Source organism: Sphaerotilus hippei (genome assembly GCF_003201595.1).
GTDB lineage: Bacteria > Pseudomonadota > Gammaproteobacteria > Burkholderiales > Burkholderiaceae_C > Sphaerotilus > Sphaerotilus hippei.
The window spans coordinates 18366-44918 of sequence record NZ_QJJS01000013.1 but is presented as its reverse complement, the minus strand read 5'-3'; the positions used below and the strand labels follow the sequence as shown (position 1 = coordinate 44918).

Annotated in this window: 21 protein-coding genes; 11 read left to right on the top strand and 10 right to left on the bottom strand. The window is 71.8% G+C overall.

Features of this window, described 5'->3' with window-relative positions; translation table 11 throughout:
- Nucleotides 1–24 precede the first annotated feature (24 nt).
- The 3 genes from C7444_RS13835 to C7444_RS13825 all read right to left on the bottom strand — a co-directional run bounded on the left by C7444_RS13835 (nucleotide 25) and on the right by C7444_RS13825 (nucleotide 3929).
- Nucleotides 25–2205 carry a peptidase domain-containing ABC transporter gene (locus C7444_RS13835; RefSeq protein WP_245909569.1) on the bottom strand — a complete coding sequence of 727 codons (2181 nt, stop codon included), beginning with the start codon at nucleotides 2203–2205 and terminating at the stop codon, nucleotides 25–27.
- Complete coding sequence (locus C7444_RS13830; protein ID WP_110401440.1) at nucleotides 2202–3500, bottom strand: HlyD family secretion protein; 1299 nt, start codon at nucleotides 3498–3500, stop codon at nucleotides 2202–2204. Before C7444_RS13830 ends, C7444_RS13835 begins: the two co-directional genes overlap by 4 nt.
- A gap of 93 nt (nucleotides 3501–3593) precedes the next feature.
- Entirely contained in the window at nucleotides 3594–3929 is a 336-nt protein-coding gene (locus tag C7444_RS13825) for a hypothetical protein (RefSeq protein WP_245909568.1), read from the bottom strand.
- Nucleotides 3930–4015: 86 nt separating this feature from the next.
- Between C7444_RS13825 and C7444_RS13820 the strand changes: the two genes are divergently transcribed.
- The 9 genes from C7444_RS13820 to C7444_RS13780 all read left to right on the top strand — a co-directional run bounded on the left by C7444_RS13820 (nucleotide 4016) and on the right by C7444_RS13780 (nucleotide 14851).
- Nucleotides 4016–4582: a GNAT family N-acetyltransferase gene (locus C7444_RS13820; RefSeq protein WP_110401438.1), complete on the top strand. Its 567-nt coding sequence runs from the start codon at nucleotides 4016–4018 to the stop codon at nucleotides 4580–4582.
- Nucleotides 4583–4732: 150 nt separating this feature from the next.
- Nucleotides 4733–6316, top strand: coding sequence for a protein adenylyltransferase SelO (locus tag C7444_RS13815; protein WP_211317558.1), 1584 nt, complete (start codon nucleotides 4733–4735; stop codon nucleotides 6314–6316).
- Between the two features lie 78 nt (nucleotides 6317–6394).
- Nucleotides 6395–7180, top strand: coding sequence for an SHOCT domain-containing protein (locus C7444_RS13810; RefSeq protein ID WP_110401437.1), 786 nt, complete (start codon nucleotides 6395–6397; stop codon nucleotides 7178–7180).
- 37 nt (nucleotides 7181–7217) lie between these two features.
- The gene (locus C7444_RS13805; protein ID WP_110401436.1) at nucleotides 7218–8720 is read left to right on the top strand and encodes an AMP nucleosidase; all 1503 of its coding nucleotides are present in this window, start codon (nucleotides 7218–7220) and stop codon (nucleotides 8718–8720) included.
- A 105-nt stretch (nucleotides 8721–8825) separates the two neighbouring features.
- Nucleotides 8826–9983 carry a GGDEF domain-containing protein gene (locus C7444_RS13800; RefSeq protein ID WP_245909567.1) on the top strand — a complete coding sequence of 386 codons (1158 nt, stop codon included), beginning with the start codon at nucleotides 8826–8828 and terminating at the stop codon, nucleotides 9981–9983.
- A gap of 119 nt (nucleotides 9984–10102) precedes the next feature.
- Complete coding sequence (locus C7444_RS13795; protein WP_245909566.1) at nucleotides 10103–11566, top strand: efflux transporter outer membrane subunit; 1464 nt, start codon at nucleotides 10103–10105, stop codon at nucleotides 11564–11566.
- A gap of 2 nt (nucleotides 11567–11568) precedes the next feature.
- On the top strand, nucleotides 11569–12873 hold the full coding sequence (locus C7444_RS13790) for an efflux RND transporter periplasmic adaptor subunit (protein ID WP_110401434.1): 1305 nt from the start codon (nucleotides 11569–11571) through the stop codon (nucleotides 12871–12873).
- Nucleotides 12870–13640 (top strand): ABC transporter ATP-binding protein, encoded by a 771-nt coding sequence (locus C7444_RS13785; RefSeq protein WP_110401433.1) that lies wholly within the window; start codon nucleotides 12870–12872, stop codon nucleotides 13638–13640. Before C7444_RS13790 ends, C7444_RS13785 begins: the two co-directional genes overlap by 4 nt.
- Entirely contained in the window at nucleotides 13640–14851 is a 1212-nt protein-coding gene (locus C7444_RS13780; protein ID WP_110401432.1) for an ABC transporter permease, read from the top strand. Before C7444_RS13785 ends, C7444_RS13780 begins: the two co-directional genes overlap by 1 nt.
- A gap of 3 nt (nucleotides 14852–14854) precedes the next feature.
- Here the strand turns inward: C7444_RS13780 and C7444_RS13775 are convergent, their stop codons facing one another.
- The 4 genes from C7444_RS13775 to C7444_RS13760 form a co-directional block, all read right to left on the bottom strand.
- Complete coding sequence (locus C7444_RS13775) at nucleotides 14855–15796, bottom strand: GAF domain-containing protein (protein WP_110401431.1); 942 nt, start codon at nucleotides 15794–15796, stop codon at nucleotides 14855–14857.
- Nucleotides 15797–15890: 94 nt separating this feature from the next.
- Nucleotides 15891–17288 (bottom strand): efflux transporter outer membrane subunit, encoded by a 1398-nt coding sequence (locus C7444_RS13770; protein WP_110401430.1) that lies wholly within the window; start codon nucleotides 17286–17288, stop codon nucleotides 15891–15893.
- The gene (locus tag C7444_RS13765; RefSeq protein WP_110401429.1) at nucleotides 17285–20467 is read right to left on the bottom strand and encodes an efflux RND transporter permease subunit; all 3183 of its coding nucleotides are present in this window, start codon (nucleotides 20465–20467) and stop codon (nucleotides 17285–17287) included. The genes C7444_RS13770 and C7444_RS13765 overlap by 4 nt, the downstream gene beginning before the upstream one ends.
- 12 nt (nucleotides 20468–20479) lie before the next feature.
- Nucleotides 20480–21691, bottom strand: coding sequence for an efflux RND transporter periplasmic adaptor subunit (locus C7444_RS13760; protein WP_245909565.1), 1212 nt, complete (start codon nucleotides 21689–21691; stop codon nucleotides 20480–20482).
- Between the two features lie 255 nt (nucleotides 21692–21946).
- On the opposite strand from C7444_RS13760, the gene C7444_RS13755 reads away from it, so the two are divergent.
- The gene (locus tag C7444_RS13755; RefSeq protein WP_110401428.1) at nucleotides 21947–22564 is read left to right on the top strand and encodes a TetR family transcriptional regulator; all 618 of its coding nucleotides are present in this window, start codon (nucleotides 21947–21949) and stop codon (nucleotides 22562–22564) included.
- 153 nt (nucleotides 22565–22717) lie between these two features.
- Nucleotides 22718–24799, top strand: coding sequence for an elongation factor G (fusA, locus tag C7444_RS13750; RefSeq protein WP_110401427.1), 2082 nt, complete (start codon nucleotides 22718–22720; stop codon nucleotides 24797–24799).
- 34 nt (nucleotides 24800–24833) lie between these two features.
- On the opposite strand, the gene C7444_RS13745 is transcribed toward fusA, so the two are convergent.
- Genes C7444_RS13745 through C7444_RS13735 form a run of 3 tightly spaced genes read right to left on the bottom strand, consistent with a single transcriptional unit; the run spans nucleotide 24834 to nucleotide 26540 of the window.
- The gene (locus tag C7444_RS13745) at nucleotides 24834–25364 is read right to left on the bottom strand and encodes a hypothetical protein (protein ID WP_170130755.1); all 531 of its coding nucleotides are present in this window, start codon (nucleotides 25362–25364) and stop codon (nucleotides 24834–24836) included.
- A 42-nt stretch (nucleotides 25365–25406) separates the two neighbouring features.
- Nucleotides 25407–25724, bottom strand: coding sequence for a hypothetical protein (locus C7444_RS13740; RefSeq protein WP_110401425.1), 318 nt, complete (start codon nucleotides 25722–25724; stop codon nucleotides 25407–25409).
- 48 nt (nucleotides 25725–25772) lie between these two features.
- Complete coding sequence (locus C7444_RS13735; RefSeq protein ID WP_170130754.1) at nucleotides 25773–26540, bottom strand: hypothetical protein; 768 nt, start codon at nucleotides 26538–26540, stop codon at nucleotides 25773–25775.
- Between the last annotated feature and the right edge of the window lie 13 nt (nucleotides 26541–26553).

The window sequence follows — 26553 nt, the reverse complement described above, 5'->3', positions numbered from 1 at the left end:
CAAGCCGCCTGCGGGCGGCTTTTTTCATGGCGGCGTGCGCCGCAGCCGGTCCAGGTATTCGGCGGGCGCGCCATCGAAGACGATGCGGCCGGACTGCAGGGCCACCACCCGCGAGGCGGCGGCCACCGTCTCCGGCCGGTGGGCCACGACGATGCGGGTGATGCCCATGCGGGCGATCGCGGCGTTGACCCGGGCCTCGCGCAGCACGTCGAGGTGGCTGGTCGCCTCGTCGAGCACCAGCACGCGGGGCCGCTTGTAGAGCGCGCGGGCCAGCAGGATGCGCTGCTTCTGCCCGCCCGACAGCGTCGTGCCCATGTCGCCGGTCAGCGTCTGCAGGCCCATCGGCATGGCGGTGATGTCGTCCCAGATCGCGGCCAGCCGGGCCGCCTGCTCGATCAGCGCGTGATCGGGCTCGGGGTCGAAGAAGCAGATGTTGTCGGCCATCGTGCCGGCGAACAGCGCGTCGTCCTGCATCACCGCGGCCAGCTCGCCCCGCCAGGCGGTGCGCCCCAGGCGCTGCAGCGACACGCCGGCCACCAGCACGTCGCCGCTGGTGGGTTTCAGGTCGCCGAGCAGCAGGTTGATCAGCGTGGTCTTGCCGCAGCCCGACGGGCCGACGATGGCGATGCACTGGCCCTCCGGGATCTCGAGGTCGATGCCGTCGAGGATGAACGGCTCCTGGTCGGCATAGCGGAAGCGCAGCTGCCGGAAGCTGACCTGGCGCGCCGCCCCCAGCGGCAGGTGGGCCAGGCGGTGGATGCCCTGCTCGGCCAGCTCGGTGGGCGTGAGCACGATGTCGGCGAGGCGCTCGGCCTCCAGCCTCAGCAGCCGCAGGTCCATCAGCCGGGCCACCAGGTCGGTCATGCGGGTGTCGAACTGCGTGCGGTAGGCGATGAACGCCAGCAGCATGCCCAGCGTGAGTTCACCCTGCAGCACGTCGCCCGCGCCCAGCCACAGCAGCGCGATCGTGGCCAGGCCCGACGTCAGGCCGCGCGCCAGGCCACGCAGCAGCTGGATGGAGCGCACCCGCAGGCCGGCATTGAGCTCGGCGGCCAGCAGGCTCTGCCAGTGCGCCAGCCGCTCGGCCTGGCGCCCGAACAGCTTGAGCGCCCGCACGCCGCGCAGCGACTCCAGCACGTGCGAGGACTGCGTCGCCTCGCGCACGATCTCCTCCTCGCGGGCGCGCAGCAGCGGCTTGAACAGCAGCGCCTGCACCAGCACGTACAGCAGCACCGAGGCGACGGCCACGGCCGCCAGCTTCGGGCTGTAGAGCGCCATCAGCACCAGCGCGAACAGCGCCATCACGCCGTCGAGCGTGGCCTCGACGAAGGTGGTGGTCAGCACCTGCTGGATGTGGTCGATCGCGTTGAAGCGCGACATCACGTCGCCCAGGTGGCGCTTCTGGAACCAGGTCACCGGCAGGTGCATCAGGTGGCGCAGCACGTTGCTGCGCCACTGCAGGCGCACCGACGCCGAGATCGTCTCCAGCAGCCAGGAGCGCATCAGCGCCAGGCCCTGCTCCACCACGGTGATCAGCACGAAGCCCAGCGCCAGCACGGTCAGCAGCGGCTCGTCGCGCGACACCAGCACCTGGTCGGTGACCCACTGCATGAACTGCGGGTGGGCCAGGCCGAACAGCTCCAGCGCGATCGACATCGTCAGCAGCTGCACGGCGATGGCCGGGGCGCCGCGGATCTGGCCGATCAGCTGGCGCACGGACACGCGGGTGCGCTCGCTGCGCGGCCGGAAGCCCTCGGCCGGCCACAGCTCCAGCGCCACGCCGGTGAAATGCGCCGACAGCTCGTGGTGCCCGACCCGGCGCTCGCCACGGGCCGGGTCGAGGATCACCGCCGAGCGCGCATCGCAGGACTTGAGCACCACGAAGTGCCCCAGGTCCCAGTGCAGCACGCAGGGCAGGCGCAGCTGGGACAGCTCGTCGACCTCCAGGCGCAGCGCGCGGGTGCCCAGCTGCTCCTGCGCCGCCATGCCGATCAGCCCGCCGAGGGTGACCCCGGCCATCGACACCTGGTGGCGCTGGCGCAGCGCCACCAGATCGGTGCGCACGCCGAAATGGCCCAGCACCATCGCCAGGCAGGCCAGGCCACACTCGGCCGCCTCGGTCTGCAGCACCAGCGGCACGCCGGCACGCATCGCCAGCGCCATGCGCAGGCTGTCCTGCAGCGGCGAACGCCAGGACGCGCTCACAGCGACACCGCCCGGCGCAGCCCGAACAGCGGCTCGAGCATCCACTCGTAGAGCCGGCGCCGCTCCATCATCAGGTCGGCCTGGACACGCAGCCCCGGCCTCAGCGGCTGGGCCTGGCCCTGCACCGGCATCGACTGGCTGCGCAGGCGCACCGTGATCGCGTACAGCGGCTCGCGGTTGGCGGCATCGGCGAACGCGGCCAGGCCGACCAGCTCGTCGAGCTCGGCCGGGAAGGTCGACACCGACACCACCTCGCCTTCCTGGTGGCCGAACTTCTGGTACGGATAGGCCTCGTGGCGCAGCCAGACCGAGGTGCCGGGCCGGATGAAGCCGACCGCCCGGCTGGGCGCATACAGCTGGGCCTGCAGCGTGACCTGCTCGGGCAGCAGCGTGAGCAGCGGACGGCTGCCGTCGACGGTGCTGCCGGGCAGGCCCTGCACGAGGGTCGCCCGCCCGCCGTGGGGCGCCGTGACGATCACCCGGCGGCGCGCCTCGGAGCCGGTGTACTGCTCGCGCAGCGCCGCCAGCTCACGGCCGAGCGACTGCTGCTGCGTCACCCGGCGGGCCTGGGCGGCCTCCAGCTGCTGGCCCAGCTCCACGCCCAGGCGCTGCAGCGCCAGCTGCTCGCGCACCAGGCCCTGCAGGCGCTGGCGCAGCTCGAGCGTCTCGCGCTCCTTGTCCTGCCAGACGTCACGGGTCACCAGGCCCTGCTGGAACAGGTCGCGGTAGCGCAGCCGGGTCTCCTCGGCGCCCTGGATCTGCAGCTCCAGCGCCTGCAGCTGGCGGCCCAGCTGCTCACGCTCGTGGCGGCTCACCTGCAGCCGCTGGCGCAGGGCCTGCAGGTCGACCACCCCGGCCCCGTCGACGGCCTGGCGCTCGACCTCCAGCGAACGCCGCCGCTCCTCGAGCGTGCCGCTGATGGCCTGCTGGTAGTCGACCTCGCCCGGGCCGATGCGGTCGGTGCTGAGCACGTAGAGCACCTCGCCCTTATCGACCTGCTGCCCCTCGCGCACCCGCTGCTCCAGCACGGTGGCCGTGGCGGGGGCATACAGGCGCACGACCCCCTGGTCGGGCGCCAGGTAACCCGACACCGCCGCGCGCCGGGTGTAACTGCCCGCCGCCACCAGCGTCACCAGCGCCAGCGCCGACACCCCGGCCAGCCCGGCCGCCCAGCGGCTGGCCCGGCGGGCGGTGAGCAGGACCTCGCCGGTCATCTGCGGCCGGCGGCCCTCGATGACCTCGGATCGGAACAGGGGTGAAGCGTCAGCGGAGTCGGGCGCGCCGGGTGCGGTCATGGAAGGGGGTCGGTCTCACAGGTAAACGTCACACATTTTGCATTTGTTTACATGTCGGACAGCAGCCCCCCGATGAGGGGCCGACCCGGGTGCTCAGCCCCAGCGGAACAGCTCGGGCCTTTCCTGGCGGTAGACCCGCAGCCAGCTGAGGGTCGCCGGCACCAGCGAGCGCGCGCCGAACCAGAGCGCCTCGTCGTGGGTGGGGCCGATCCGGTCGAGCTCCACGCGGGTGGTGTGCCAGATCGCCCAGTCGATCTCGGGCATGCAGGCGCGGGCGGCCTCGGGCAGGCCGAGCAGGCTGTCGGCCAGCAGGGCCATCTGGCGGCGGGTCTCGTTGCGGGTCAGGCGGGAGCGCAGGAAGTCGGCTTCGCTGACGTCTTCTGTCAGGGTCAGCACACCTTCGCCGGCGCGTTGTATCAAATCCAACATCGGTGCGGTGATCATGAACGCCTCGATGCATCTTCCGAGCCAGGCGTGCCGACCCGGGCTGGCACGCGGCTGGCTAGTCCCGGCGCATGCAAGCGGACCTGCACACGCCCCGACTGCGGCTGCGGCCGCCCCGCACCAGTGACGCCGCGGCGGCCTACGACGGCTGGGCCCGCGACACGCACGTGCTGCGCTACCTCGGCCTGCGCCCGCACGCCGACGCCCACCAGACCCGGGTGCAGCTGGGCTGGGAGGAGTCGCGCTGGCACAAGCGCAGTGCATGGACCTGGCTGCTGCTGACCGACGAGCCGGCGAGTCCGGCGCGCTCGATCGGCCTGGTCAGCCTGACCCCGCAGCGGCTGGACGGGCCGGCACACCACCTGCGGCTGGGCTACCTGCTGGCCCGCGACCGCTGGGGACAGGGGCTGATGAGCGAGGCGCTGGCCGCGGTGCTGGAGCAGGCCTGGCGCCTGCACCCGGGGCTGTGGCGCATCGACGCGGTGTGTGACGTCGACAACCTGGCGTCGGCGCGCCTGCTCGAGCGCCAGGGCTTCGAGCGCGAGGGCCTGATGCGCCGCCACAGCCTGCACCCCAACATCAGCGACCAGCCACGCGACGTCTGGCTCTACGCGGCCGTGCGACCGACGCCGGGCTGACGGGCACCCGTCTTGCATGCGTTGCGGGCGTGAATGCCCCGCCCGCGCCGGCAGGTCGCCGCACCGTCCCGATCGGACCCGCACGGCTGACATGCTGGCGCCCCACCATCGCGGTCAACCCGCCCGGCCCCGTCGACCCGCAGTGCTTCCGTGATCCTTCGAGACCCCGCCCCTCCCCGCAGCCCGGCCCCGCTGCCCGAGCTGCTGACGCCCCCGGACCGCCGATGGGCGGCCCTCGGTGCCCCCTGGTCGGTGGAGGTCGCGCCCCAGCCGGTGCCCGGCGCCCACGCGCTGCTCTACAACGAGACGCTGGCCCAGCAGCTCGGCCTGCCGCTGGACTGGCTGCAGACCCCCGACGGACTGGCGGTGCTGTCGGGCCAGCACCCCTGGCCGGGTTACGGCGCGACCGCCTCGGTCTACGCCGGGCACCAGTTCGGCAACCCGGTGCGCCAGCTCGGTGACGGGCGTGCGCTGCTGATCGCCGAGATCACCGCCGCCACCGGCCACCACACCGAGCTGCAGCTCAAGGGCAGCGGCCCGACGCCGTGGAGCCGCGGGCTCGACGGGCGCTGCACCCTCGGCTCGGCGCTGCGTGAATACCTCGCCAGCGAGGCCATGGCCGCGCTGGGCGTGCCCACCACCCGCGCGCTCAGCCTGACGGGCACCGGACTGGTGATCGAGCGGGAGCGCCCGGAGCCGGCCGCGGTGCTGTGTCGCACGGCGCCCGGATTCGTGCGCTTCGGCCATCTGGAATACCACGGCCTCGGGGGGCTGGGCGCGCCCGGGGCGAACCGGCGCAGCACGGCCCTGCCCCCGCCGGCGACCGAGTTCCACGGCCTGCTGCGGCTGGCCGATCAGGTCATCGCGGCGCACTGGCCCGATCTGGCCGGGACGCCGCAGCGCCATGGCCGCTGGCTCACCGACGTGCTGGGCCGCACCGCCCGGCTGATCGCGACGTGGCAGACGCTGGGCTTCTGCCACGGCGTGATGAACACCGACAACTTCTCCGTGCTCGGCCTGACGCTCGACTACGGCCCGTTCGGTTTCATGGAGCGTTTCCGCGATCACCACGTCTGCAATCCGGCCGATGGCGAAGGCCGCTACGCCTACGGCGAACAGGCCCGCGTCGGGCGCTGGAACTGCGAGCGCCTGCTCGACGCCTGCCTGCCGCTGCTGGCCCACGAGACCGGGGAGCAGGACCGCAGCGACTGGCCGCAGGCGCGCGCGCTGGCCCAGGCGCTGCTGCCGGCCTATTCGGCCCGGTACAACCGCGAGGTGATGCTGCGCTGGCGCGCCAAGCTGGGCCTGGCGACCGAACGGCCGGAGGACCAGGCGCTGCTCAACCGCCTGCTCACGCTGATGCAGGCCGGGCGCTGCGACTTCACCCGCACCTTCCGGGCGCTGGCGCTGATCCAGGCGGTGTCCGACCGGGTGGCCCACGGCGTGCGCGACTCGTTCGCGCGGGTGCTGCCGGAATTCGACGCCTGGGTGCGCGACTACCGGGCCCGCCTGGTCGCCGAAGGCAGCATCGACGACCTCGGCCGCGCCGCCCGCATGCACCGGGTCAATCCGCTCTACGTGCCCCGCCAGCACCTGCTGCAGCAGGCCGTCCGGCAGGCCGAGGCCGGCGACCTCGGCGAGGCCCGGCAGCTGCTGCGGGTGCTGCGCCAGCCCTGCAAGGCCCAGCCCGGGCGCGAGCGCTACGCCGCCGCGGCCGACCCCGCGTCACCCTGAACCCCGGCTCCGCCATCACAGTCTGATAGTCTGGTCCCATCCGGGGCCGCCTCCCAGCCCCCAAGAAAGCAGCCCGACATGCAACAACTCAGCCCGCAGGGCCAGCAGGCGATCGCGCAGATCGCATCCCGCCACGGCTTCAGCATCGACGCGACCACGCACATGCTGTGGGCCGTCTACCACGGCAACGGCAGCATGGCCCAGTTCAGCCACGGCGAGTTCGCCGGCAGCGGCCAGTGGATGCGCGGGGGCATGATCATGCTGGGCGACATGTTCAACAACCAGCTCAAGGGCCGGGTCGACGCGCTGTGCAACGACCTCAGCCAGCTGCTGGCCAGCCAGCGCGACCTGATCCCCGCGCCGGTCGCGCCGACCTCGTGGTGGCCCGACGGCCTGGGCTCGCCCAGCGCCTCGGGCGGCCAGAACCAGCTGCGCTACGCCTGGTTCGCCGACAGCCGCCGCCTGGCGGTCGACAGCGGCGGCGACGTGTGGGTCTACGACACGCTGGACCACCACATCGGCGGCTTCTCGCAGCAGCAGGGCTCGGGCAGCGGCATCACGCTGTCGAGCCAGTACGGCACCGTCGACCTGGGCAGCCTGCCGGTGGTGATGCGCAACGGCCAGGCCGTGCAGACCCCGATGCCCATCCCGGCCCCGGCGATCGCCCCGCCGCCCTTCGAGCCGGTGACCTACGCCCCGCCGCCACCGGTGGCGCCACCGCCGGCCGCTCCGGCCAGCGGTGCACCGAGCGATGCGGACGCGATCTTCGCGTCGATCGAACGCCTGGGCGAACTGCACTCGCGCGGCCTGCTGAGCGAGCAGGAGTTCATCGGCAAGAAAGCCGAGCTGCTGGGCCGCCTGTAACCCGGCAGAAACCGGCCGGTCAGGGTGACAATGGCCCATGCATCGCACCCTGATCACCACCCAGAGCTTCACCGACGCCGAGGCCGCGCTCGCGCATGCCAAGGCCATCTACGACTCGGGCATCGCCCACCTGCGGCAGTCGCTGCAGGAGTTCGTCGGCGGGCGTGACCTGACCGAACGGGTGCGGGCCTGCTACCCCTTCGTGCGGGTGCGGGTGGACACGGTCGAGCGGGCCGACTCGCGGCTGGCCTTCGGCTTCGTCGCCGGCCCCGGGGTCTACGAGACCACGCTGACCCGGCCCGACCTGTTCCGCCACTACCTGCGCGAGCAGTTCCGGCTGCTGCTGCAGAACCACGGCGTGGCGCTGGAGGTCGGGCTGTCGAACCAGCCGATCCCGGTGCACTTCAGCTTCGCCGAGAACGACCACATCGAAGGCTCGATGAGCCGCGAGCGCCGGGCCCGCCTGAGCGACCTGTTCGACCTGCCCGACCTGGCGGCGATGGACGACGGCATCGCCAACGGCACCTACGAGCCCCAGCCGGGCGCGGACGGCGGCCCGCTGCGCCACCCGCTGGCGCTGTTCACCGCCCCGCGCATCGACTATTCGCTGCACCGCCTGCGCCACTACACCGGCACGGTGCCGGAGCACTTCCAGAACTACGTGCTCTTCACCAACTACCAGTTCTACATCGACGAGTTCGTGCGCCTGGGCCATGAGCTGATGGCCGACGAGTCCAGCGAGTACGTCGCCTTCGTCGAACCCGGCAACGTCGTCACGCGCCGCACCGGCCTGGCCGCCGAGCCGGGCGACGAGCTGGGGGCGACGCCGCCCCGCCTGCCGCAGATGCCGGCCTACCACCTCAAGCGCCACGGCCACAGCGGCATCACGATGGTCAACATCGGCGTGGGCCCGAGCAACGCCAAGACCATCACCGACCACATCGCGGTGCTGCGCCCGCACGCCTGGCTGATGCTCGGCCACTGCGCCGGCCTGCGCAACACGCAGCAGCTGGGCGACTACGTGCTCGCCCACGGCTACGTGCGCGAGGACCACGTGCTCGACGAGGAGCTGCCGCTGTGGGTGCCGATCCCGCCGCTGGCCGAGATCCAGGTCGCGCTCGAGTCGGCGGTGGCCGAGATCACCCAGCTCTCGGGTTACGAACTGAAAAAGATCATGCGCACCGGCACCGTCGCCTCCACCGACAACCGCAACTGGGAGCTGCTGCCCTTCCGCAACGCCCAGAGCACGCCGGCGCGGCGCTTCAGCCAGAGCCGCGCGGTGGCGCTGGACATGGAGAGCGCGACCATCGCCGCCAACGGTTTCCGCCTGCGGGTGCCCTACGGCACGCTGCTGTGCGTGAGCGACAAGCCGCTGCACGGCGAGATCAAGCTGCCCGGCATGGCCAACCACTTCTACCGCGAGCGGGTCGACCAGCACCTGCGCATCGGCATGCACGCGGTCGACCTGCTGCGCCAGCAGCGCCTCGACCAGCTGCACAGCCGCAAGCTGCGCAGCTTCGCGGAAGTGGCGTTCCAGTAACACTTCGGCCCGTTCCGGGGCCCTTGTCGAGGGGGATGGCGGCGCCGTCGAGGGCGCCGCCCGTTACATTTGGGTCCAGACCCCACTCCATCGTCACCGCCGCCCGTGTTCTCCCACCTCGACGTCCACACCCTGCTGGTCGTCTTCACCGTCAACCTGATCGCCGTCGCGCTCGCCCTGCCCCTGCTGATGGGCCTGAAGGTGAGCGCCGCAGCCCGCCGGGCACAGTGGTCGATGGGCCTGCAGGCGGTCGGCTGGGTGTGCCTGATCGCCTCGTCCCGCTGGGCCGGCACCGTGTTCGACCTGCTGCTGTCGACCGCGTCGATGGCCGCGCTGTCGGCCAGCCTGGTGCTGCTGTGGAAGGCGCTGCAGCGCTGGATCAGTCCGCGCGACGGCCACTGGACGATGTGGAGCCTGGCCGTGCTGATGCCGCTGGCCTATGCGCTGGGCTTCGAGCACTACGCCTTCCGGGTCGGCATCGCCAACGCGGTGCTGGCTCTGCAGATGGGCCTGCTCTGCGTCGAGCTGCTGCGCCCCACCGAGCAGGCCAGCTGGCGCTGGCGCGCGCTGCTCGCGCTGGCGATGGCGCTGCAGTCGGTGGTCACCAGCTGGCGCGGCGTGCTGGGCGCCTTCTTCACCTCGGCCTACCCGCACTTCGAGAGCCCGCATCCGGTCAACATCGCCGCCGCGCTGGTCAGCAACCTGACGCTGCTGCTGGTGGCCGCCAGCCTGCTGATGGCCTACCGCGAGGAGGCCGAGCGCCAGCTGCGCGCACTGGCCATCACCGACGGGCTGACCGGCCTGCTGAACCGGCGGGCCTGGTCCGAGCGGGCCGCCGCGCTGCTGGCCGACGCGCGGCGCTACGGCCACCCGCTGATCGTGCTGATGCTCGACCTCGACCACTTCAAGGTCGTCAACGACCAGCACGGCCACGCCAAGGGCGACGCCGCGCTGATGCTGGTGGCACGCCTGCTGCGCGAGCAGCTGCGCACCGGCGACCTGGCCGCACGCTACGGCGGCGAGGAGTTCTGCCTGCTGCTCTCGCACACCCGCGAAGGCGCGGCGATCGCGCTGGACCAGCGCCTGCGCCAGACGCTGCGGCGGGTCTCGACCGAGGAGCTGGGCTTCCCGATCGACTACAGCGCGGGCCTGGCGGCCTTCCACGCCGACCACCAGACGCTCGACGACATGCTGCGCCGGGCCGACCACGCGCTTTACGAAGCGAAACACGCTGGCCGCGGCCAGCTCGTCATCGCCCCCTGAAGACAAGCTTCTTTACATGAGCGGCATCAAGCCGCCGGGCAGCGCTTGGTACAACCATGGCCAGATCCCCGGACCTGGGTGCAGGCGGCACGGGGTTGACCGGACCTTCCATGCGAGCGATGCCCCCTGTTTCCCGACTGGCGCTGCTGGCGCTGTGCCTCTCCTCCTTGCCGTGGCTGCCGGGCTGTGCCCAGTCCAGCCTGCGGACGGCCTCCGCCGCCGCGGTGCCCGCAGCCCCCGCCCTGCCCGCGCAGTGGAGCGCCACCCCGACGGCGGTGCTGCAGGCAACCGGGGCGCTGGAGGCCCGTGCGCTGGGCCGCTGGTGGCAGCGCTTCGACGATGCGCTGCTGTCCACGCTGATCGAGGAGTCCCTGCAGGCCAACACCGACCTCGCGCTGGCGGGCAGCCGGCTGCGCCAGGCGCGTGCGCTGCGTGACCAGCAGCAGGCCGTCGATTCGCCGCAGCTGGGCAGCAGCGCCAGCGCCAGCCGCAGCCGGACCCGCCAGGTCGGCAGCACCAGCCTGTCGGCGGGGCTGGATGCCAGCTGGGAACCCGACTTCCACGGCGCCCAGGCCGACCGCCTGCGCGGCCGCGAGGCCGACGTGGCCGCCGCCGCCGCCGACCTGGCCACGACCCGCATGGGCCTGGCCGCCGAGGTCGGGCTCGCCCACGTGCAGCTGCGCGGGGCCCGGCTGGCGCTGGGCATCGCCCGCGACAACCTCGCCGCCCAGGACGAGACGCTGGCGCTGATGCGCTGGCGGGTGCAGGCCGGCCTGGCCAGCTCGCTCGATGCCGAGCAGGCGCGCCTGAGCGTCGAGACGCTGCGCGCGGCCCTGCCCGCGCGCGAGTCGGCAATCGCCCAGTACGAACACCGCATCGCCGTGCTGCTGGGGCGCTCGCCCGAGGCCTTGCGGCCGCTGCTGGGCGACACCAGCGCCCTGCCGATCGACACGAGCCCGCTGCCCGCCGGCGTGCCCGCCGAGGTGCTGCGCCAGCGGCCCGACGTGCGGGCGGCCGAATGGAGCCTGCGCGCCGAGGCCGAGCGCCTGGCCGGCACCCGCGCCGAGCGCTGGCCGAGCTTCGCCATCACCGGCAGCCTGGCGCTGCAGGCGGGCACGCTGGCCGCGCTGACCGGACCCGGCGCGCTGGCCAGCGCCATCGGGGCGGCCGTGAGCTGGCCGCTGTGGGACGCCGGCGAGCGCCGGGCGCTGATCGAGCAGCAGCAGGAGGTGCTGGAGCAGGCCCGGCTGAGCTACCGCAGCGTGGTGCTGACGGCACTGGAGGACGTCGAGAACGCGCTGGTCGCGCTGGGCGCCACCCACCGCCAGACCGAGGCGCTGCAGCAGGCCGACGAGGCCGCGCGCAACGCCCTGCTGCTGGCGCAGCAGCGTTACCAGGCCGGCCTGATCGACTTCGGCACGCTGCTCGACGCCCAGCGCAGCGCGCTGAGCGCGGCCGACAGCCTCGCCAGCGCCCGCACCGACGCCAGCCTGAACCTGATCCGCCTCTACAAGGCCCTCGGTGGCGGCTGGTCCGACGACCAGGCCGACCCCACCGCCCCGACGACTTTCACCGCCTCCTGAACATGTCCACCCCTGCATCCTCCCTGAAAGACCTGCTGGGCGAAGAGGCCGTGCGGCCCGCCTGGCGCCGCACGCTGCCCTGGGTGCTGGCGGCCTCCGTGATCCTGCTGGCGCTGGCCGGCTGGTTCTGGCTCGGCCGCAGCGCCGCCCAGGCGCAGCCCCGCTACCTGACCCAGCCGCTGGCCCGCGGCAACCTGCAGCTCACCGTCACCGCGACCGGCAAGCTGCAGTCGACGCGCACCGTCAGCCTCGGCAGCGAGCTGTCGGGCACGGTCGCGCGGGTGCAGGTCGACGTGAACGACCGGGTGCGCCAGGGACAGGTGCTGGTCGAGCTCGACACCGCCAAGCTGCGCGACCAGATCACCAGCGCCCGGGCGGCCGTGGCCGCCGCCGACGCCGCCGTGCAGCAGGCCGTGGCCACGGTCAAGGAGGCCCGCGCCAGCCTGCAGCGGCTCGAGGAGGTGCATCGGCTGTCGGGCGGCAAGGTGCCGTCGGCCACCGAGCTCGACAGCGCGCGCGCCACGCTGGACAAGGCCGTCGCGGCCGAGGCCAGCGCGCGGGCCAACGTCACCAGCGCACGCGCCACGCTCAGCACCAACGAGATCAACCTCTCCAAGGCCTCGATCCGCTCGCCGATCGACGGCGTGATCCTGACGCGCAGCGTCGACCCGGGTTATGCGGTGGCCGCCTCGCTGCAGGCGGTCACGCTGTTCACCATCGCCGAGGACCTGAGCCGCCTGCAGCTGTCGGTCAACGTCGACGAGGCCGACGTCGGCCAGGTCAGGAACGGGCAGCGGGCCAGCTTCACCGTCAGCGCCTGGCCCGGCCGCAGCTACCCGGCCACGGTGCGGCGGGTCGCCTACGGCTCGACCACCACCGACAACGTCGTCACCTACACCACGCTGATGGACGTCACCAACGACGACCTCAGCCTGCGCCCCGGCATGACCGCGACCGCGCAGATCACCGCCACCGAACGCCAGGGGGTGCTGCTGGTGCCCAACCGCGCGCTGCGCTTCACGCCGGCCGCGGCCGGCGCGGCCACGGGGGGCGCGCCCGGCGGTGCGGGTGGCACCAGCATCCTGTCGAAGCTGATGCCGCGCCCGCCGGGTGCGCCCGCCAGCAAGAAGGCCGGCAGCAGCAGCGGCGGCAGCAAGCAGATCTGGGTGCTGCGCGACGGCCAGCCGGTGGCGCTGGCGGTGCAGGCCGGCCTCAGCGACGGCCGCCAGACCGAGGTCAGCGGCGAGGGCCTGAGCGAAGGCCTGGCCGTCATCACCGAGCAGGGCAGCGCCGGAGCGGCGCCGTGACCGAGGCCGCGGCCGCCGCGACGGCCGAGCCGCTGATCCGGCTGAGCGGCATCACCAAGGCCTTCGGCACCGGCCAGGCCGCCTTCCTGGCGCTCAAGGGCGTGGACCTCGAGATCCAGGCCGGCGAGTTCATCGCGGTCATGGGACCGAGCGGCTCGGGCAAGTCGACGGTGATGAACGTGCTCGGCTGCCTGGACGTGCCCACCGACGGCAGCTACCGCTTCCGCGGCATCGAGGTGCAGCAGCTCAGCCGCGACCAGCGCGCCCGGCTGCGGCGGCGCCACCTCGGCTTCGTGTTCCAGGGCTTCAACCTGCTGGCCCGCACCTCGGCGCAGGAGAACGTCGAGCTGCCGCTGCTCTACCGCGGCGAAAGCGCCGCCGACCGGCACCGTGCCGCCCAGGCCGCGCTGGCCCAGGTCGGCCTGACCGGCTGGGAGCACCACACGCCCGCCGAGCTGTCGGGTGGCCAGCAGCAGCGGGTGGCGATCGCGCGGGCCATCGTCACCCAGCCCACGGTGCTGCTGGCCGACGAGCCGACCGGCAACCTCGACTCCGCCCGCAGCAACGAGATCATGGAACTGCTCTGGGCGCTCAACGCCGACCACGGCATCACCGTGCTGATGGTCACCCACGAGCCCGACATGGCCGCCTATGCCCGGCGGGTCGTGCATTTCCGCGACGGGCGCATCGAGCGCGACGAGCGCAACCCGCACCCCACCGCCCTGCAGCGCCCGCCCGCGCCGGCCGCAGGCACCGGAGCCGCCTGATGCTGTGGAACACCCTGCTGCTGTCGCTGCGCGAGATCCGCCGCAACCTGCTGCGCTCCTTCCTGACCATCCTGGGCATCGTCATCGGCGTGGCCGCGGTCATCACCATGGTCACCGTCGGCAACGGCGCGACCCGGGCCGTCAAGGCGCAGATCTCCAGCCTGGGCAGCAACCTGCTGCAGGTGCGCCCCGGCCAGCGCCTGGGCCCGGGACGCGACAGCGCCGGCGCGCCGCCCTTCAACCTCAGCGACCTCGACGCGATCGCCGTGGAGATCGGCGGCATCGCCGCGGTGGCACCGGAGGTGCGGGGCGCGGTGACCGTGATCGCCGACGGCCGCAACTGGTCGACCACCGTCACCGGCAGCACCAACAGCTACTTCCAGACCAACAACTGGACGCTCGCCTCCGGGCGGCTGTTCTCCGGCGACGAGCTCAAGGCCGGGGCCGCCGTGTGCATCCTGGGCGCGACCGTGCAGCGTGAGCTGTTCGGCGCCGGCACCGACGTGCTGGGCCGCCAGGTGCGGGTCAAGTCCTTCAGCTGCGAGGTCATCGGCACGCTCGGCGCCAAGGGCCAGGCCGCCATGGGCATGGACCAGGACGACACCATCCTCGTGCCGCTGCAGACCGCGCAGCGCCGCGTCACCGGCAAGACCACCGTCAACACCCTGCTCGTCTCGCTGCAGGACGGGGCGGACAGCGCGGCCGTGTCGCGCCAGGTCAGCCAGCTGCTGCGCGACCGCCGCAAGCTCGGCCCCGCCGACGACGACAACTTCAACGTGCTCGACACCAAGCAGATCGCCGAGACGCTGTCGGGCACGACCCAGCTGATGACCTCGCTGCTGGGCGCGGTGGCCGCGGTCAGCCTGCTGGTGGGTGGCATCGGCATCATGAACATCATGCTGGTCAGCGTCACCGAGCGCACCCGCGAGATCGGCATCCGCCTGGCCATCGGCGCGCTCGAGCGCGAGGTGCTGCTGCAGTTCCTGATCGAGGCGGTCGCGCTGTCCGCGCTGGGCGGCCTGATCGGCATCGTGCTGGCCACGCTCGCCTCGATCGGCATCTCCAGCCTGATGGGCGTGGCCTACGAGTTCCAGACCGGCATCAACCTGCTGGCCTTCGTCTTCTCCGCCGCCATCGGCGTGGTCTTCGGCTACTTCCCCGCCCGCCGCGCCGCGATGCTCGATCCGATCGAGGCGCTGCGGCATGAGTGAGGCTCAGAAATAGAACCCCACCACCGCCTTGAGGCGGCCGTGCTCGATGACCGGCAGGGCGAGCATCTCGGCGAGTTCGGCCTGGCGGGCGGACTCGCCGACCGGCGAGGCTTCGGTGGCGATGCTGGCGCTGACGGCGGGCACGCCGCTGGCGGCGACCCGGGACAGCAGGCAGCTGCCGCGGGGCAATTGAACGCCGTGGTAGTCGAGCGCGAAGCCGGGGCGGCGGTCGCAGTCGCCCTTGGCGAACTCGAGCACGCCGGGATCGGCCTCGGTGGGGCGCCAGACCTCGAAGCGCCGCGCGATCGGGGTGCCGAGCGCGGACAGGAAGGTCATCACGTGGTGGCGCTGCGGGTCGGAGAAGACCGGCAGGCCCAGGCCCTTGTTCAGGCCGATGCGGCGGGCGTCGTCGCGGCGCACGAAACGCGCCGAATGCACCATGTCCTGCAGCACCTCGGGCAGGCCGCTCTGCCAGACGATGCCCGGCAGGCCGAAGCCGGGCATGAACCGGGTGTGCTCGGCGACCCACTGGAAGCTCTCGGCAATGCCGAAATAGCCGTCCACCAGGCCCATGTCCCACTCGCTGCGGGGATCGTTGCGCCAGAGCTCGATCGCACCGACGTGGTCATCGTCGGCACCACAGAAGAACACCACCACCGCCAGCAGGAAGTCGCCCGCGAAGATGGGCAGCGCCACCGCGCAGGTCAGGCCGGCACGGGCCGCCGCCTCGCCCCGCAGGAAGTAGGAGTGCTGCAGGTCCTTGAGCAGGATGGGCTCGCGGGCGGCCCAGGCCCGCCCGGGCAGCCCTTCGTCGTAGCCAAAGCTCATCTTCTGGCTGGCCAGGCGGAAGGTCTGGTGGCGACCGTAGAGCCCGTCGTGGTAGCGCAGCACCGTGCGATCCTCGTTCGGGGTCCAGATTTCGGTGACCTGGATGAAGGTGCGCATCGTCTTGTCTCCTGTGCGGGTCGGGCCGCGGCAGACAAGCGAGGAGCGTGCCCGGGGCGGCCGGAAGGCCGCTCCCGGGGCACGGCCGGGCGGATCAGCCGCCCAGGGCCTTGAACAGCGCGATGCGGTTCTGCTGCTCGGCCAGCGCGGTCTGGATCAGCAGCTGCTCGGCGCCGAACAGGCTGCGCTGCGCGTCCAGGCGCTCGAGCTCGCTGGCCGCGCCGTTGCTGTAGCGCAGCTCGGTCAGGCGCTGGATGTCGCGCGTGGCATCGACCTGGCGCTGCTGCGCGGAGAGCTGGTCACGCCAGGTGGCCAGGCCCGCCAGCGCGTCGGCGGTGTCGCGGAAGGCGCTCTGCACCGACTTCTCGTACTGCGCCACCGCGATGTCGCGGCTGAGCCGGGTCGCCTCGAGGTTGTTGCGGTTGCGGCCGTAGTCGAACACGGTCAGCAGCGCCTGTGGCGCGATCGTCCACGCGAAGCTGCCCGCCTCCAGCAGGCTGGACAGCTGGTTGCTGGCCAGACCGGCACTGGCGGTCAGCGTGATGCGCGGGAAGAACGCCGCCCGGGCCGCGCCGATGTTGGCGTTGGCCGCGATCAGCTGCTGCTCGGCCTGCTGCACGTCGGGACGGCGCAGCAGCACCGACGAGTCGAGCCCGGCGGGCACGATGGCCAGCACCTCGGGGGTGGCGGCGGCATCGGCCCCCGGCACCACCACCGTCGCGGCCGCGGGCAGCAGCTCGGTCGGCACCGGTGCGCCCAGCAGCAGGGCCAGCGCGTTGCGGTCCTGCGCCACCTGGCGGCGCGCCTGGATCAGCGTCGCCTCGGCCTGCGAGGACAGGCTCTGCGCGCTCTGCAGCTCCAGCTGCGATGCGGCGCCGTGGTGATCCCGCAGGCGCGTCAGCTTCAGGCTTTCGGCGCGCGAGGCGACGGTGCGCTCGGCCAGCGCCAGCAGGGCCTCGTCGGCCGCCAGCGTGCGGTCGGCGGCCAGCACGCTGGCCACCAGGCTCAGCTCGGCGCTGCGCCGGCCGGCCTCGGTGGCCAGCAGCTGGGCCTGGGCGGCGTCGGTCAGGCTGGCGATGCGACCGAAGAAGTCCATCTCCCAGGCGCTGACCTGCAGGCCGGCCTGCAGGGTGGTGGTCTGCACGCCCGAGCTGTTGGGCGCACGCGAGCCGCTCAGGCCGGCGCCCACCGTCGGCCAGCGGTCCGCCCGGGTCACGCCCAGCTGGGCCTGCGCCCGCTGCACGTTGAGGGCGGCCACGCGCAGGTCACGGTTGTGCTCCAGCGCCTGCTGCACCAGCTGGCGCAGCCGCGGCTCGCGCACGAACTCGGTCCAGGCCATCGGCGAGGCCGGCGCCGCGACCGCCGTCTCGGCCGGCACCGGCAGCCGGGCCGGCACGGCGCCGGCCGGACGCTGGTAGTCGGGCGCGAGGCTGGTGCAGGCGCTCAGGGCTGCGGCCAGCGCCAGCGTGGTCAGGGTCAGGGTCGACTTCACTTCTTGTCCTCCAGGTCGGCGATCAGGCCGGCCGTCGCGGCATCGGTCACGTGGGAGCTGACGCCCGTCGGGTGTTCGACCTCGTGACCGCCCGGGAAGAGGCGGCGGATCACCACGAAGAACACAGGCACGAGGAACACGGCCAGCACCGTCGCGGTGATCATCCCGCCCATCACGCCGGTGCCGATGGCCCGCTGGCTGGCGGAGCCGGCACCGCTGGCGATGGCCAGCGGCAGCACGCCGAGGATGAAGGCGAACGAGGTCATGATGATCGGGCGGAAGCGCAGGTGGCAGGCCTCCAGCGTCGCCGCCAGCAGGCCCTTGCCCTCGGCCATCAGGTCCTTGGCGAACTCGATGATCAGGATCGCGTTCTTCGCCGACAGGCCGATGATGGTGATCAGGCCGACCTTGAAGTACACGTCGTTGGGCATGTCACGCATCCACACGCCCAGCAGCGAGCCGAGGATGCCCAGCGGCACCACCAGCAGCACGGCCACCGGGATGCTCCAGCTCTCGTAGAGCGCCGACAGGCACAGGAACACCGCCAGCATCGAGAACGCCAGCAGGATCATGGCCTGCGAGCCCGAGAGCTTCTCCTCGCGGGACTGGCCGGTCCACTCGAAACCGAAGCCCGGGGGCAGCTGGCCGGCCAGCTTCTCCATCTCGTTCATCGCGTCGCCGGTGCTGTAGCCCTTGGCGGCGTCACCGGCGATCTTCATCGCCGGGTAGCCGTTGTAGCGGGTGGTCTGGATCGGACCGGTCACCCAGCGGGTGGTGGCGAAGGCCGAGAACGGCACCTGCTGGCCCTTGCTGTTGGGCACGTAGAGCTTGAGCAGGTCCTCGGGCTGCATGCGGGCAGCCGCTTCGGCCTGCACCACCACACGCTGCAGACGGCCCTGGTTGGGGAAGTCGTTGACGTAGGTGGAGCCGAACGCGGTGGCCAGCACGCTGGCGATGCTGTCGTAGCCCACGCCCTGGGCGGCCGCACGCTCGCGGTCGATGTCGAGCTTGATCTGCGGGGCATCTTCCAGGCCGTCGGGACGCACGCCGGCGAGCACCTTGCTCTGGCCGGCCATGCCCAGCAGCTGGTTGCGCGCGGCCAGCAGCGCCTCGTGGCCCTGGCCGGTGCGGTCCTGCAGGCGGAAGGTGAAGCCGGTCGCGTTGCCCAGCTCCGGGATCGGCGGCGGGCTGAGCGGGAAGATGAACGCGTCACGGATGCCCATCAGCGCACCGAAGGCCCGCCCGGCCAGCGCCTGGGCGGAATGCCCGGCGCCGTGGCGCTCGCTCCAGTCCTTGAGCGGCACGAAGGCGATGCCCGCGTTCTGGCCCGAACCGGAGAAGCTGAAGCCCAGCACCGCGACGATCTTGTCGACCTCGGGCTGCTGCATGAAGAAGCCTTCGACCTGCTTGATCACCGCCTCGGTGCGGCCGATCGTCGCGCCCGGGGGCAGCTGCACGTTGACCACGATGTAGCCCTGGTCCTCGTTGGGCAGGAAGGACGTCGGCAGGCGGCTGTAGAGGAAGCCCACCGCCGCCACCACCGCCACGTAGATGACCATGTAGCGACCGGCCTTGCGGATGATGCGCGCCACCAGGCCTTCGTAGCCATGGGTCGTGCGCTTGAAGCCGCGGTTGAACCAGCCGAAGAAGCCCTTCTTCTCGTGGTGCTCCGGATCGACCGGCTTGAGCAGCGTGGCGCACAGCGCGGGCGTCAGCGTCAGCGCCATCAGCGCCGAGAACAGCATCGAGGCCACCATCGACAGCGAGAACTGCCGGTAGATGTTGCCCACAGAGCCGGCGAAGAAGGCCATCGGCACGAACACGCTCACCAGCACCACGGTGATGCCGATGATGGCGCCGGTGATCTGGCCCATCGCCTTGCGCGTGGCCGCGGCGGGCGACAGGCCCTCCTCGGCCATCAGGCGCTCGACGTTCTCGACCACCACGATGGCGTCGTCGACCAGGATGCCGATGGCCAGCACCATGCCGAACAGCGTCAGCACGTTGATCGAGAAGCCCGCCACCAGCATCACGGCGAAGGTGCCCATCAGCGCGATCGGCACGACGATGGTCGGGATCAGCGTGTAGCGCCAGTTCTGCAGGAACAGGAACATCACGACGAACACCAGCGCGATCGCCTCCAGCAGCGTCTTGATGACCTGCTCGATCGAGATCGAGACGAACTTCGAGCTGTCGTAGGGCACCTCGTAGCTCATGCCCTCGGGGAAGAACTTCTGCAGCTCGGCCATGCGGGCCTTGACCGCCTGGGCGGTGGCCAGCGCGTTGCCTGACGGCGCGAGCTGGATGCCGATGCCGGTGGCGGTCACGCCGTTCAGGCGCATCGAGGTGGCGTAGGACTGGCCGCCCAGCTCGAGGCGGGCGACGTCCTTGAGCCGCACGGACGAGCCGTCGGCGTTGGCGCGCACGATGATCTGGCCGAACTCGCGCACCGACGTCAGCTGGCCGCTGACGGTGACGGTGGCGTAGACCGTCTGGCGGGCCTCGTTGGGCTGGCCGCCGATCGAGCCGGCCGACACCTGCAGGTTCTGCGCACGGATGGCGGCGTTGACGTCCGCCGGCGTCAGGCCGTAGCCGACCAGCTTGGCCGGATCGATCCAGACGCGCATCGCACGCTCGGTGCCGAACAGCTGGGCCTGGCCGACCCCCGGCACGCGCAGCAGCTCGGGCTGCAGGTTGCGCACCGCGTAGTCGCCCAGCGCCACCGGATCGAACGTGCCGGCCTTGGAGATCAGCGTGACGAACATCAGGAAGTTGGCGCGGGCCTTGTCGACCCGCACGCCCTGCTGCACCACCGAGCTCGGCAGGCGCGGCGTGGCGCGGCTCAGGCGGTTCTGCACCTCGATCTGGGCGATCGACACGTCGGTGCCCGGCTCGAAGGTGACGGTGATGGTGCCCGCGCCGGTCGCGTCAGCGCTGGACTCCATGTAGATCAGGCCCGGCGCGCCGTTGAGCTCCTGCTCGATGACGGCCAGCACGCTGTCCTCGAGCACCTGGGCCGAGGCTCCCGGGTAGGCGGTGGTGATGATGATGGACGGCGGCGCCACCGTCGGGTACTGCGCCACCGGCAGCTTGGTGATCGCCGCCCCCCCGAGCACGAGGATGAACAGCGCGATCACCCACGCGAAGATGGGGCGATCGATGAAGAACTTGGATGACATGTCGGCGCCTCCTCAGCGGCTGGCCGCGGCCGAAGCCGACGGTGCCGCAGCCGGCGCGGCGCCGGAGGCCGCCCCCGCGGGCGACCACGGCACCGGCGTGACCGGCGTCTTGGGACGGATCTTCTGGAAGCCGTCGACCACCACCTGCTCACCCGGCTTCAGGCCGTCGGTGACCACCCACTGGTTGTCCAGACCAGCCGTGACCTTGACCGGACGCGGGCTGACCTGGTGGTCCGCACCGACGACCAGCACCGTGTCGCCGGACGAACCGCGGCTGACCGCCTGCTGCGGCAGCAGGATGGCCGACTCGGTCTGCGCCTGCTGCAGGCGCACCTTGACGAACAGGCCGGGCAGCAGATCGCCCTTCGGGTTGGGCAGCTCGGCGCGCAGCGTGACCTGGCCGCTGGTCGGGTCGACCGTCAGGTCGCTGAACAGCAGCTTGCCGGCCAGCGGGTATTCGCTGCCGTCGTCGAGCACCACGGTGACGCGGCTGGCGTCCCCGGAGCGCTTGAGCGCACCACGCTCGATCGCCTGGCGCAGGCGCAGCGCCTCGCTGGCCGACTGGGTGAAGTTCACGTAGAGCGGGTTGATCTGCTGGATCGTGGCCAGCAGCGTGGCCTCGCCCTGCCCGACCAGCGCCCCTTCGGTGACCTGCGAACGGCCGATGCGCCCGCCGATCGGCGCCAGCACCGAGGCGTAGTCGACGTTCAGCCGGGCGGTCTGCACCGCAGCCTTGGCCGAGGCCACGTCGGCCTGCGCCTGCTTGACCGCCGTCTGGGTGGCGATCCATTCCTGCTGGCTGATCGCCTTGGCGGCGGCCAGCGGCTCGTTGCGCTGGGCGGTGGCCTGCGCCTGGGCCAGGTTGGCGTCGGCCTTGCCGAGCGCGGCCTGGGCGCTGTCGAGCGTGGCGCGATACGGCGCGGCGTCGAGCTGGAACAGCGACTGGCCGGCCTTGACGTCGGCGCCTTCGGTGAACAGGCGCTTCTGCACGATGCCCGTCACGCGGGCACGGACCTGCGCGGTGCGCCAGGCCTCGAGGCGACCGGGCAGCTCGGTGCTCAGGCCGGCCGAGCCGAGCGCGGTGGTGACGACGCCCACCGGCGGCGGCGGGGGCATGCCGCCCGCGCCTGCCGGGCCGGCCGCGGCCGCACCCTTGTCACCGCAGGCCACCAGCAGCACCGCCGCGGCCACCGCCACCAGCGCCGTGCCGGTCGACATCAACATGGATCGAGACTCGGATCGCATCAGAACATCCCCATCGAAGCGCGCCACGGCCCGCCCCGTCGTTCAAGAAACACAAAGGATTGACCGGGCGCACCCCGAACGGGGGAACTTCCGGCAGAAGAAGTGTTCAGAGTTTACATACAATCATGCATGTATGCAGAACAGCTGTTAGGGAAAGCCCGCACCGCCGGACGGTCGTTGCTTGACGCCGACCTGAGGGCGTGAACACATCACGACACGACACCACATCCCACCATGGCTCGACGCACCAAAGAAGAAGCCGCGGCCACCCGCGAGCGGCTGCTGGACACGGCCGAGGCGGTCTTCCTGGAACATGGCGTGACCCGCGCCACGCTGCAGGACATCGCCACCGCCGCCGGCGTGACGCGAGGCGCCATCTACTGGCACTTCAAGGACAAGGCCGAATTGTTCATCGCGATGATGGACCGCGCCACCATGCCCTGCGAGGCCGTGACCCGCGCCGAACAGATGCCCGAGCAGGCCGACCCGCTGCAGCTGCTGTTCGAGCTGACCATGACCCCGCTGCGCGCGCTGCGCGACGACGAACGCACGCGGCGGGTGTTCACGATCGCGATCCACCGCACCGAATACAGCGCCGACATGCAGAGCGCGCAGCAGCGCCAGCTCGACTGCATCAACGGCTACATCGCCGACATCTCGGCGCTGCTGCGCATCGCGCGGGAGCGTGGCCGCATCCGCGACGACTTCGACATCGAGTCGGGCGCGCGCGGCCTGTTCGCGCTGGTCGACGGCCTGCTGAGCCAGGCCACGCTGAACCTGTCACCCGACCAGGCGGTGCTCACCGGACAGCACGCGCTGAGGTTCTACCTCGACGGCATGCGCGCCCGCTGAGGACGGCGCCCGGCGCGTGTCCTCCACGGCGGCGGCAGGGTGGCTCGCTTGTGCGCATCCGGCAAGCGGCGTAGGCTGGATCGGCTCGAACAGACGGTGCCCGGCCTGTCCTGACCGATTCCGGTGATCCGGGTGCTGAGGAGGCGACTCGTCATGTCCAGCCCAGCCCCGGGCAACGCGTCCAGCGTTGCCAAGCTCCCGTCCGGCAGCCCGCTGCCGATCCGCAACCTGGCGCTGCTCGGCCCGGCCGCCGCCGGCAAGACCAGCCTCGCCGAGGCGCTGCTGCAGGCCGGCGGCATGATCGGCGCGGCCGGCTCGATCGAACACGGCAGCACCGTCAGCGACTTCGACCCGATCGAGCGCCGCATGCAGCATTCGCTGTCGACCAGCGTGCTGCACCTCGAGCACCGGCAGGTCCGCATCCACCTGCTCGACACGCCCGGCAGCCCCGACTTCCTCGGCCATTCGCTGCCGGCGCTCGAGGCGGTGGAGACCGCCGCCATCGTCATCAACGCACCGACCGGCCTGGAGCCCATGGCGGTGCGCATGATGGAGCAGGCCGCCCGACGCCGCCTTGACCGCCTGATCGTCGTCAACCACATCGATGCCCCGGGCGTGGACCTCGCCGCGCTTCTGGCCGGCATCCAGGAGGTGTTCGGACGCGAATGCCTGCCGCTCAACCTGCCCGCCAACGGTGGCCGGGAGGTGGTCGACTGCTGGTTCGCCCCCGAGGCTGAGCCGGGCCACGAGGCCGACTTCTCCTCGGTGGCGGCGGCGCACCGGGCGCTGGTCGAACAGGTGGTGGAGATCGATGCCGACCTCGTCGAGCGTTACCTGAACGACGGCGACGTGCAGGCGGACGAGCTGCACGCGCCGCTGGAGCAGGCCATGCGCGAGGGCCACCTGATTCCGGTCGTCTTCGTGTCGGCGCGCACCGGCGCCGGCGTCGCCGCGCTGCTCGACGTGATCACCCGGCTGCTGCCCGACCCCGGCGAAGGCAACCCGCCCGACTTCCTTCGAGGCGAAGGTGAGGCCGCCCGGCTCATGCACGCGGCAGTGGACCCGGCCGCGCACGTGCTGGCGCACGTGTTCAAGGTGGTGATCGACCCCTATGTGGGCCGGCTGGGCGTGTTCCGCGTCCACCAGGGCACGGTCACCCGCGACAGCCTGCTCCACGTGGGCGACGGCCGCAAGCCCTTCAAGGTCGGGCACCTGTTCCGGCTGCAGGGCAAGGACGTGGTCGAGATCGCGCAGGCCGGCCCGGGCGACATCGCCGCCGTGGCCAAGATCGACGACATCCACCACGACGCCGTGCTGCACGACGCGGCCGAGGACGACCCCATCCACCTGCAGCCGCTGCAGTTCCCGATGCCGGTCCACGGCCTGGCGCTGCGGCCCCGGCGCCACGGCGACGACCAGCGCCTCACCGAAGTGCTGGCGCGCCTGGGCGCCGAGGACCCCTGCCTGCGGATCGAGCAGGTGCCCGACACCCACGAGACCGTCGTCTACGGCCTGGGCGAGCTGCACCTGCGCGTGATGCTGGAACGCCTGCGCGAGACCTACCGCGTCGAGGTCGACACCGCCCCGCCGCGCATCGCCTACCGCGAGACCGTCACCGGCACCGCCCAGGCGCAGTACCGCCACAAGAAGCAGACCGGCGGCGCCGGCCAGTTCGGCGAGGTGCACCTGCAGGTCGACCCGCTGCCACGGGGCGCCGGGTTCGAGTTCGTCGACGTGGTCAAGGGCGGCGCCATCCCCGGCCAGTACATGCCCGCCGTGGAAAAAGGCGTGCGGCTGGCCATGGCCCAGGGGGTCATTTCCGGCCATCCCGTCGTCGACGTTCGGGTCACCGTGCTCGACGGCAAGCACCACAGCGTCGACAGCAAGGAGATCGCCTTCATCACCGCCGCCCGCAAGGCCTTCATCGCGGCCGTGCGCGAGGCCCGCCCCGTCGTGCTGGAGCCGATCGCCGAGGTCGAGATCACCGCGGCCGGTCCCGGCATCGGCGACATCACCGGCGACCTCGCCTCACGCCGCGGCGAGGTGCGTGGCACCGACCAGGGCGTGATCAGGGCACTCGTGCCGCTGTCGGAGCTGACCGGCTACCAGATCCGCCTGCACGCCCTCACCCGCGGCCACGGCAGCTACCGTCTGGCGCTGTCGCACTACGACGCCGTGCCCGCAACGGTGCAGGCGGAGATGGTGAAGCGCTGGGACGGGCATCCGGAGGATTGACCGCCTGCTGCGGCAGACCTGACCGTCGGGCGGCTCAGGGGACAGGAGAAGGCGATGGCGGTGGCACCAACGATGCCGCCAGCAGCTTGCGGCGGGCGGTCTCGATGAAGTTCAGCACCCGCCGGTCGCGTTCGGCCGCGGCGGCCTTCTGCACCTTGATCTGGCCGAGCAGCTTCTCGATGACCAGCAGCTCGGCCGGATCGCCGCTGGACGGCGGCAGGCCGGCCAGTTCGGCCTCGACGGCCGTGAAGGTCTGCAGGGACGACTTGCCCGAGGCGATGTGCACCTCCAGATCCGACACCAGCGACGCATCCCTGGCCCGCTTCGCCTCGAAGCGCACCGCCTCGAGCGCCCCCTCGCTCTGCAGGTAGTGGCTCTTGATGTCCGAGGCCAGGGCCGCGGCCTCGAAGCGTTTCTGCTCGAAGCTGCGCTGGTTCTGCAGCAGCGCGTCGCGCCGGGCGCGCCACAGGTTGTAGAGCGACACCCCCAGCGCGATCACGGACAGGCTGAAGCTCAGGTAATCCTTGGTGTCCATCGCCATGGTCTTCTCCTTCGGGAGAAGCATCGTGCCATGGACGCGCCACGACGCCAGCGTCTCGTGCCGACGTCAGTCCGGCGAAGGCTCGGACGCCGGGGCAGGGGCCGTGGTGTCGGCGGCCAGCCACTGCTCCAGCGCCTGGGCGATCACGGTGTTGACCCCGCCCTCCTGGCCGACGGCCCGCTCGCGCAGGCGACGGGCCAGATCGGCGGGCAGGCGGCAGGTGACGGACACCGGCCGGGCGACGGTCGCGGCTTCACGCGCACCGCGTGGTTCGGCGGCCGCGGCGGACCCCTGGCCGAACCGGGGCGGCACACCGACCGTCTTCATCCTGCCTTCGAGTTTTTTCGCCAGGCCCTTGACGAGATCGGTCTTTTTCATGCTCATGGAATGCCTTCTTGGGAATCGAACGGCATTGTCCTCCCGATCCCGGCCTCACTTCGTGCCGACGAGGGCCAGGCCTGCCGTTCGGGCCGGGTTCACCACCGCGACCAGCAACTGGGTCCTGCCCGTGGGCAGGGGATAGGCGATCGCGATGCCCGAGGCGGCCTGCGACGGCAGCGCACAGGGCGAGGCGCCGAAGGTGACGGCCACGTTGAAGACATTCTTGCCGGAGGGCCTCGGCACGATCGTCCCGGACAGGCTGCAGCCGAGGCTGGAGGTGGCCGTGAACGTGCCGCCGGGGGTGATGTCGACCGTCACGCGCTCGCCGCTCAGGCTGGTGGTGGTCCACGAGCCGGTCACGGTGCCCGGCACCGCCGGGGTGCCGTAGGTGTAGAGCGACGTCGGCAGCGGGGTACCGACGAAGGAGGTCGAGCCGACGGTGCCGGAGAGGGTGTTGGCCGTGGGGTCGTGCAGGGCACTCGTGGTCACGCCCTGCGCCGGCACGGTGCCGAAGTCGCGGGTGTTGGTCGAGACGAAGGCGTGGCTGACCTGCGTGCCCGAGCCCTGGACAAAACCGGCCGCCACGAAGGCGCTGGCCCCCTGCGTGCCGTACATCGACCAGAGCTCGCCGTTGTCGAGCATCAGCAACTGGAAGGCCGTGCTGCCGCTGCTGCTGCCGTTGAGCACGCCGGCATAGACGCCCTCGGTCGACGGGGTGCCCGCGTCGCCGGTGCCGCCCCCACCGCCACAGGCCACCAGCGCCAGCGCGCCCAGCACGGCGATCGACCACCGTGCCCGGTGGAAAGGATTCGATTTCATGTCCATGAAGGCT

Coding starts and splice junctions, on each gene's coding strand:
- C7444_RS13760 (WP_245909565.1), bottom strand. CDS start 21,691: ATGTTGATGTCGACCGGCACGGCGCTGGTGGCGGTGGCCGCGGCGGTG.
- C7444_RS13740 (WP_110401425.1), bottom strand. CDS start 25,724: ATGAGCATGAAAAAGACCGATCTCGTCAAGGGCCTGGCGAAAAAACTC.
- C7444_RS13780 (WP_110401432.1), top strand. CDS start 13,640: ATGCTGTGGAACACCCTGCTGCTGTCGCTGCGCGAGATCCGCCGCAAC.
- C7444_RS13735 (WP_170130754.1), bottom strand. CDS start 26,540: ATGAAATCGAATCCTTTCCACCGGGCACGGTGGTCGATCGCCGTGCTG.
- C7444_RS13745 (WP_170130755.1), bottom strand. CDS start 25,364: ATGCTTCTCCCGAAGGAGAAGACCATGGCGATGGACACCAAGGATTAC.
- C7444_RS13805 (WP_110401436.1), top strand. CDS start 7,218: ATGCATCGCACCCTGATCACCACCCAGAGCTTCACCGACGCCGAGGCC.
- C7444_RS13790 (WP_110401434.1), top strand. CDS start 11,569: ATGTCCACCCCTGCATCCTCCCTGAAAGACCTGCTGGGCGAAGAGGCC.
- C7444_RS13825 (WP_245909568.1), bottom strand. CDS start 3,929: ATGTTGGATTTGATACAACGCGCCGGCGAAGGTGTGCTGACCCTGACA.
- C7444_RS13810 (WP_110401437.1), top strand. CDS start 6,395: ATGCAACAACTCAGCCCGCAGGGCCAGCAGGCGATCGCGCAGATCGCA.
- C7444_RS13795 (WP_245909566.1), top strand. CDS start 10,103: ATGCCCCCTGTTTCCCGACTGGCGCTGCTGGCGCTGTGCCTCTCCTCC.
- fusA (WP_110401427.1), top strand. CDS start 22,718: ATGTCCAGCCCAGCCCCGGGCAACGCGTCCAGCGTTGCCAAGCTCCCG.
- C7444_RS13830 (WP_110401440.1), bottom strand. CDS start 3,500: ATGACCGCACCCGGCGCGCCCGACTCCGCTGACGCTTCACCCCTGTTC.
- C7444_RS13765 (WP_110401429.1), bottom strand. CDS start 20,467: ATGTCATCCAAGTTCTTCATCGATCGCCCCATCTTCGCGTGGGTGATC.
- C7444_RS13755 (WP_110401428.1), top strand. CDS start 21,947: ATGGCTCGACGCACCAAAGAAGAAGCCGCGGCCACCCGCGAGCGGCTG.
- C7444_RS13775 (WP_110401431.1), bottom strand. CDS start 15,796: ATGCGCACCTTCATCCAGGTCACCGAAATCTGGACCCCGAACGAGGAT.
- C7444_RS13820 (WP_110401438.1), top strand. CDS start 4,016: ATGCAAGCGGACCTGCACACGCCCCGACTGCGGCTGCGGCCGCCCCGC.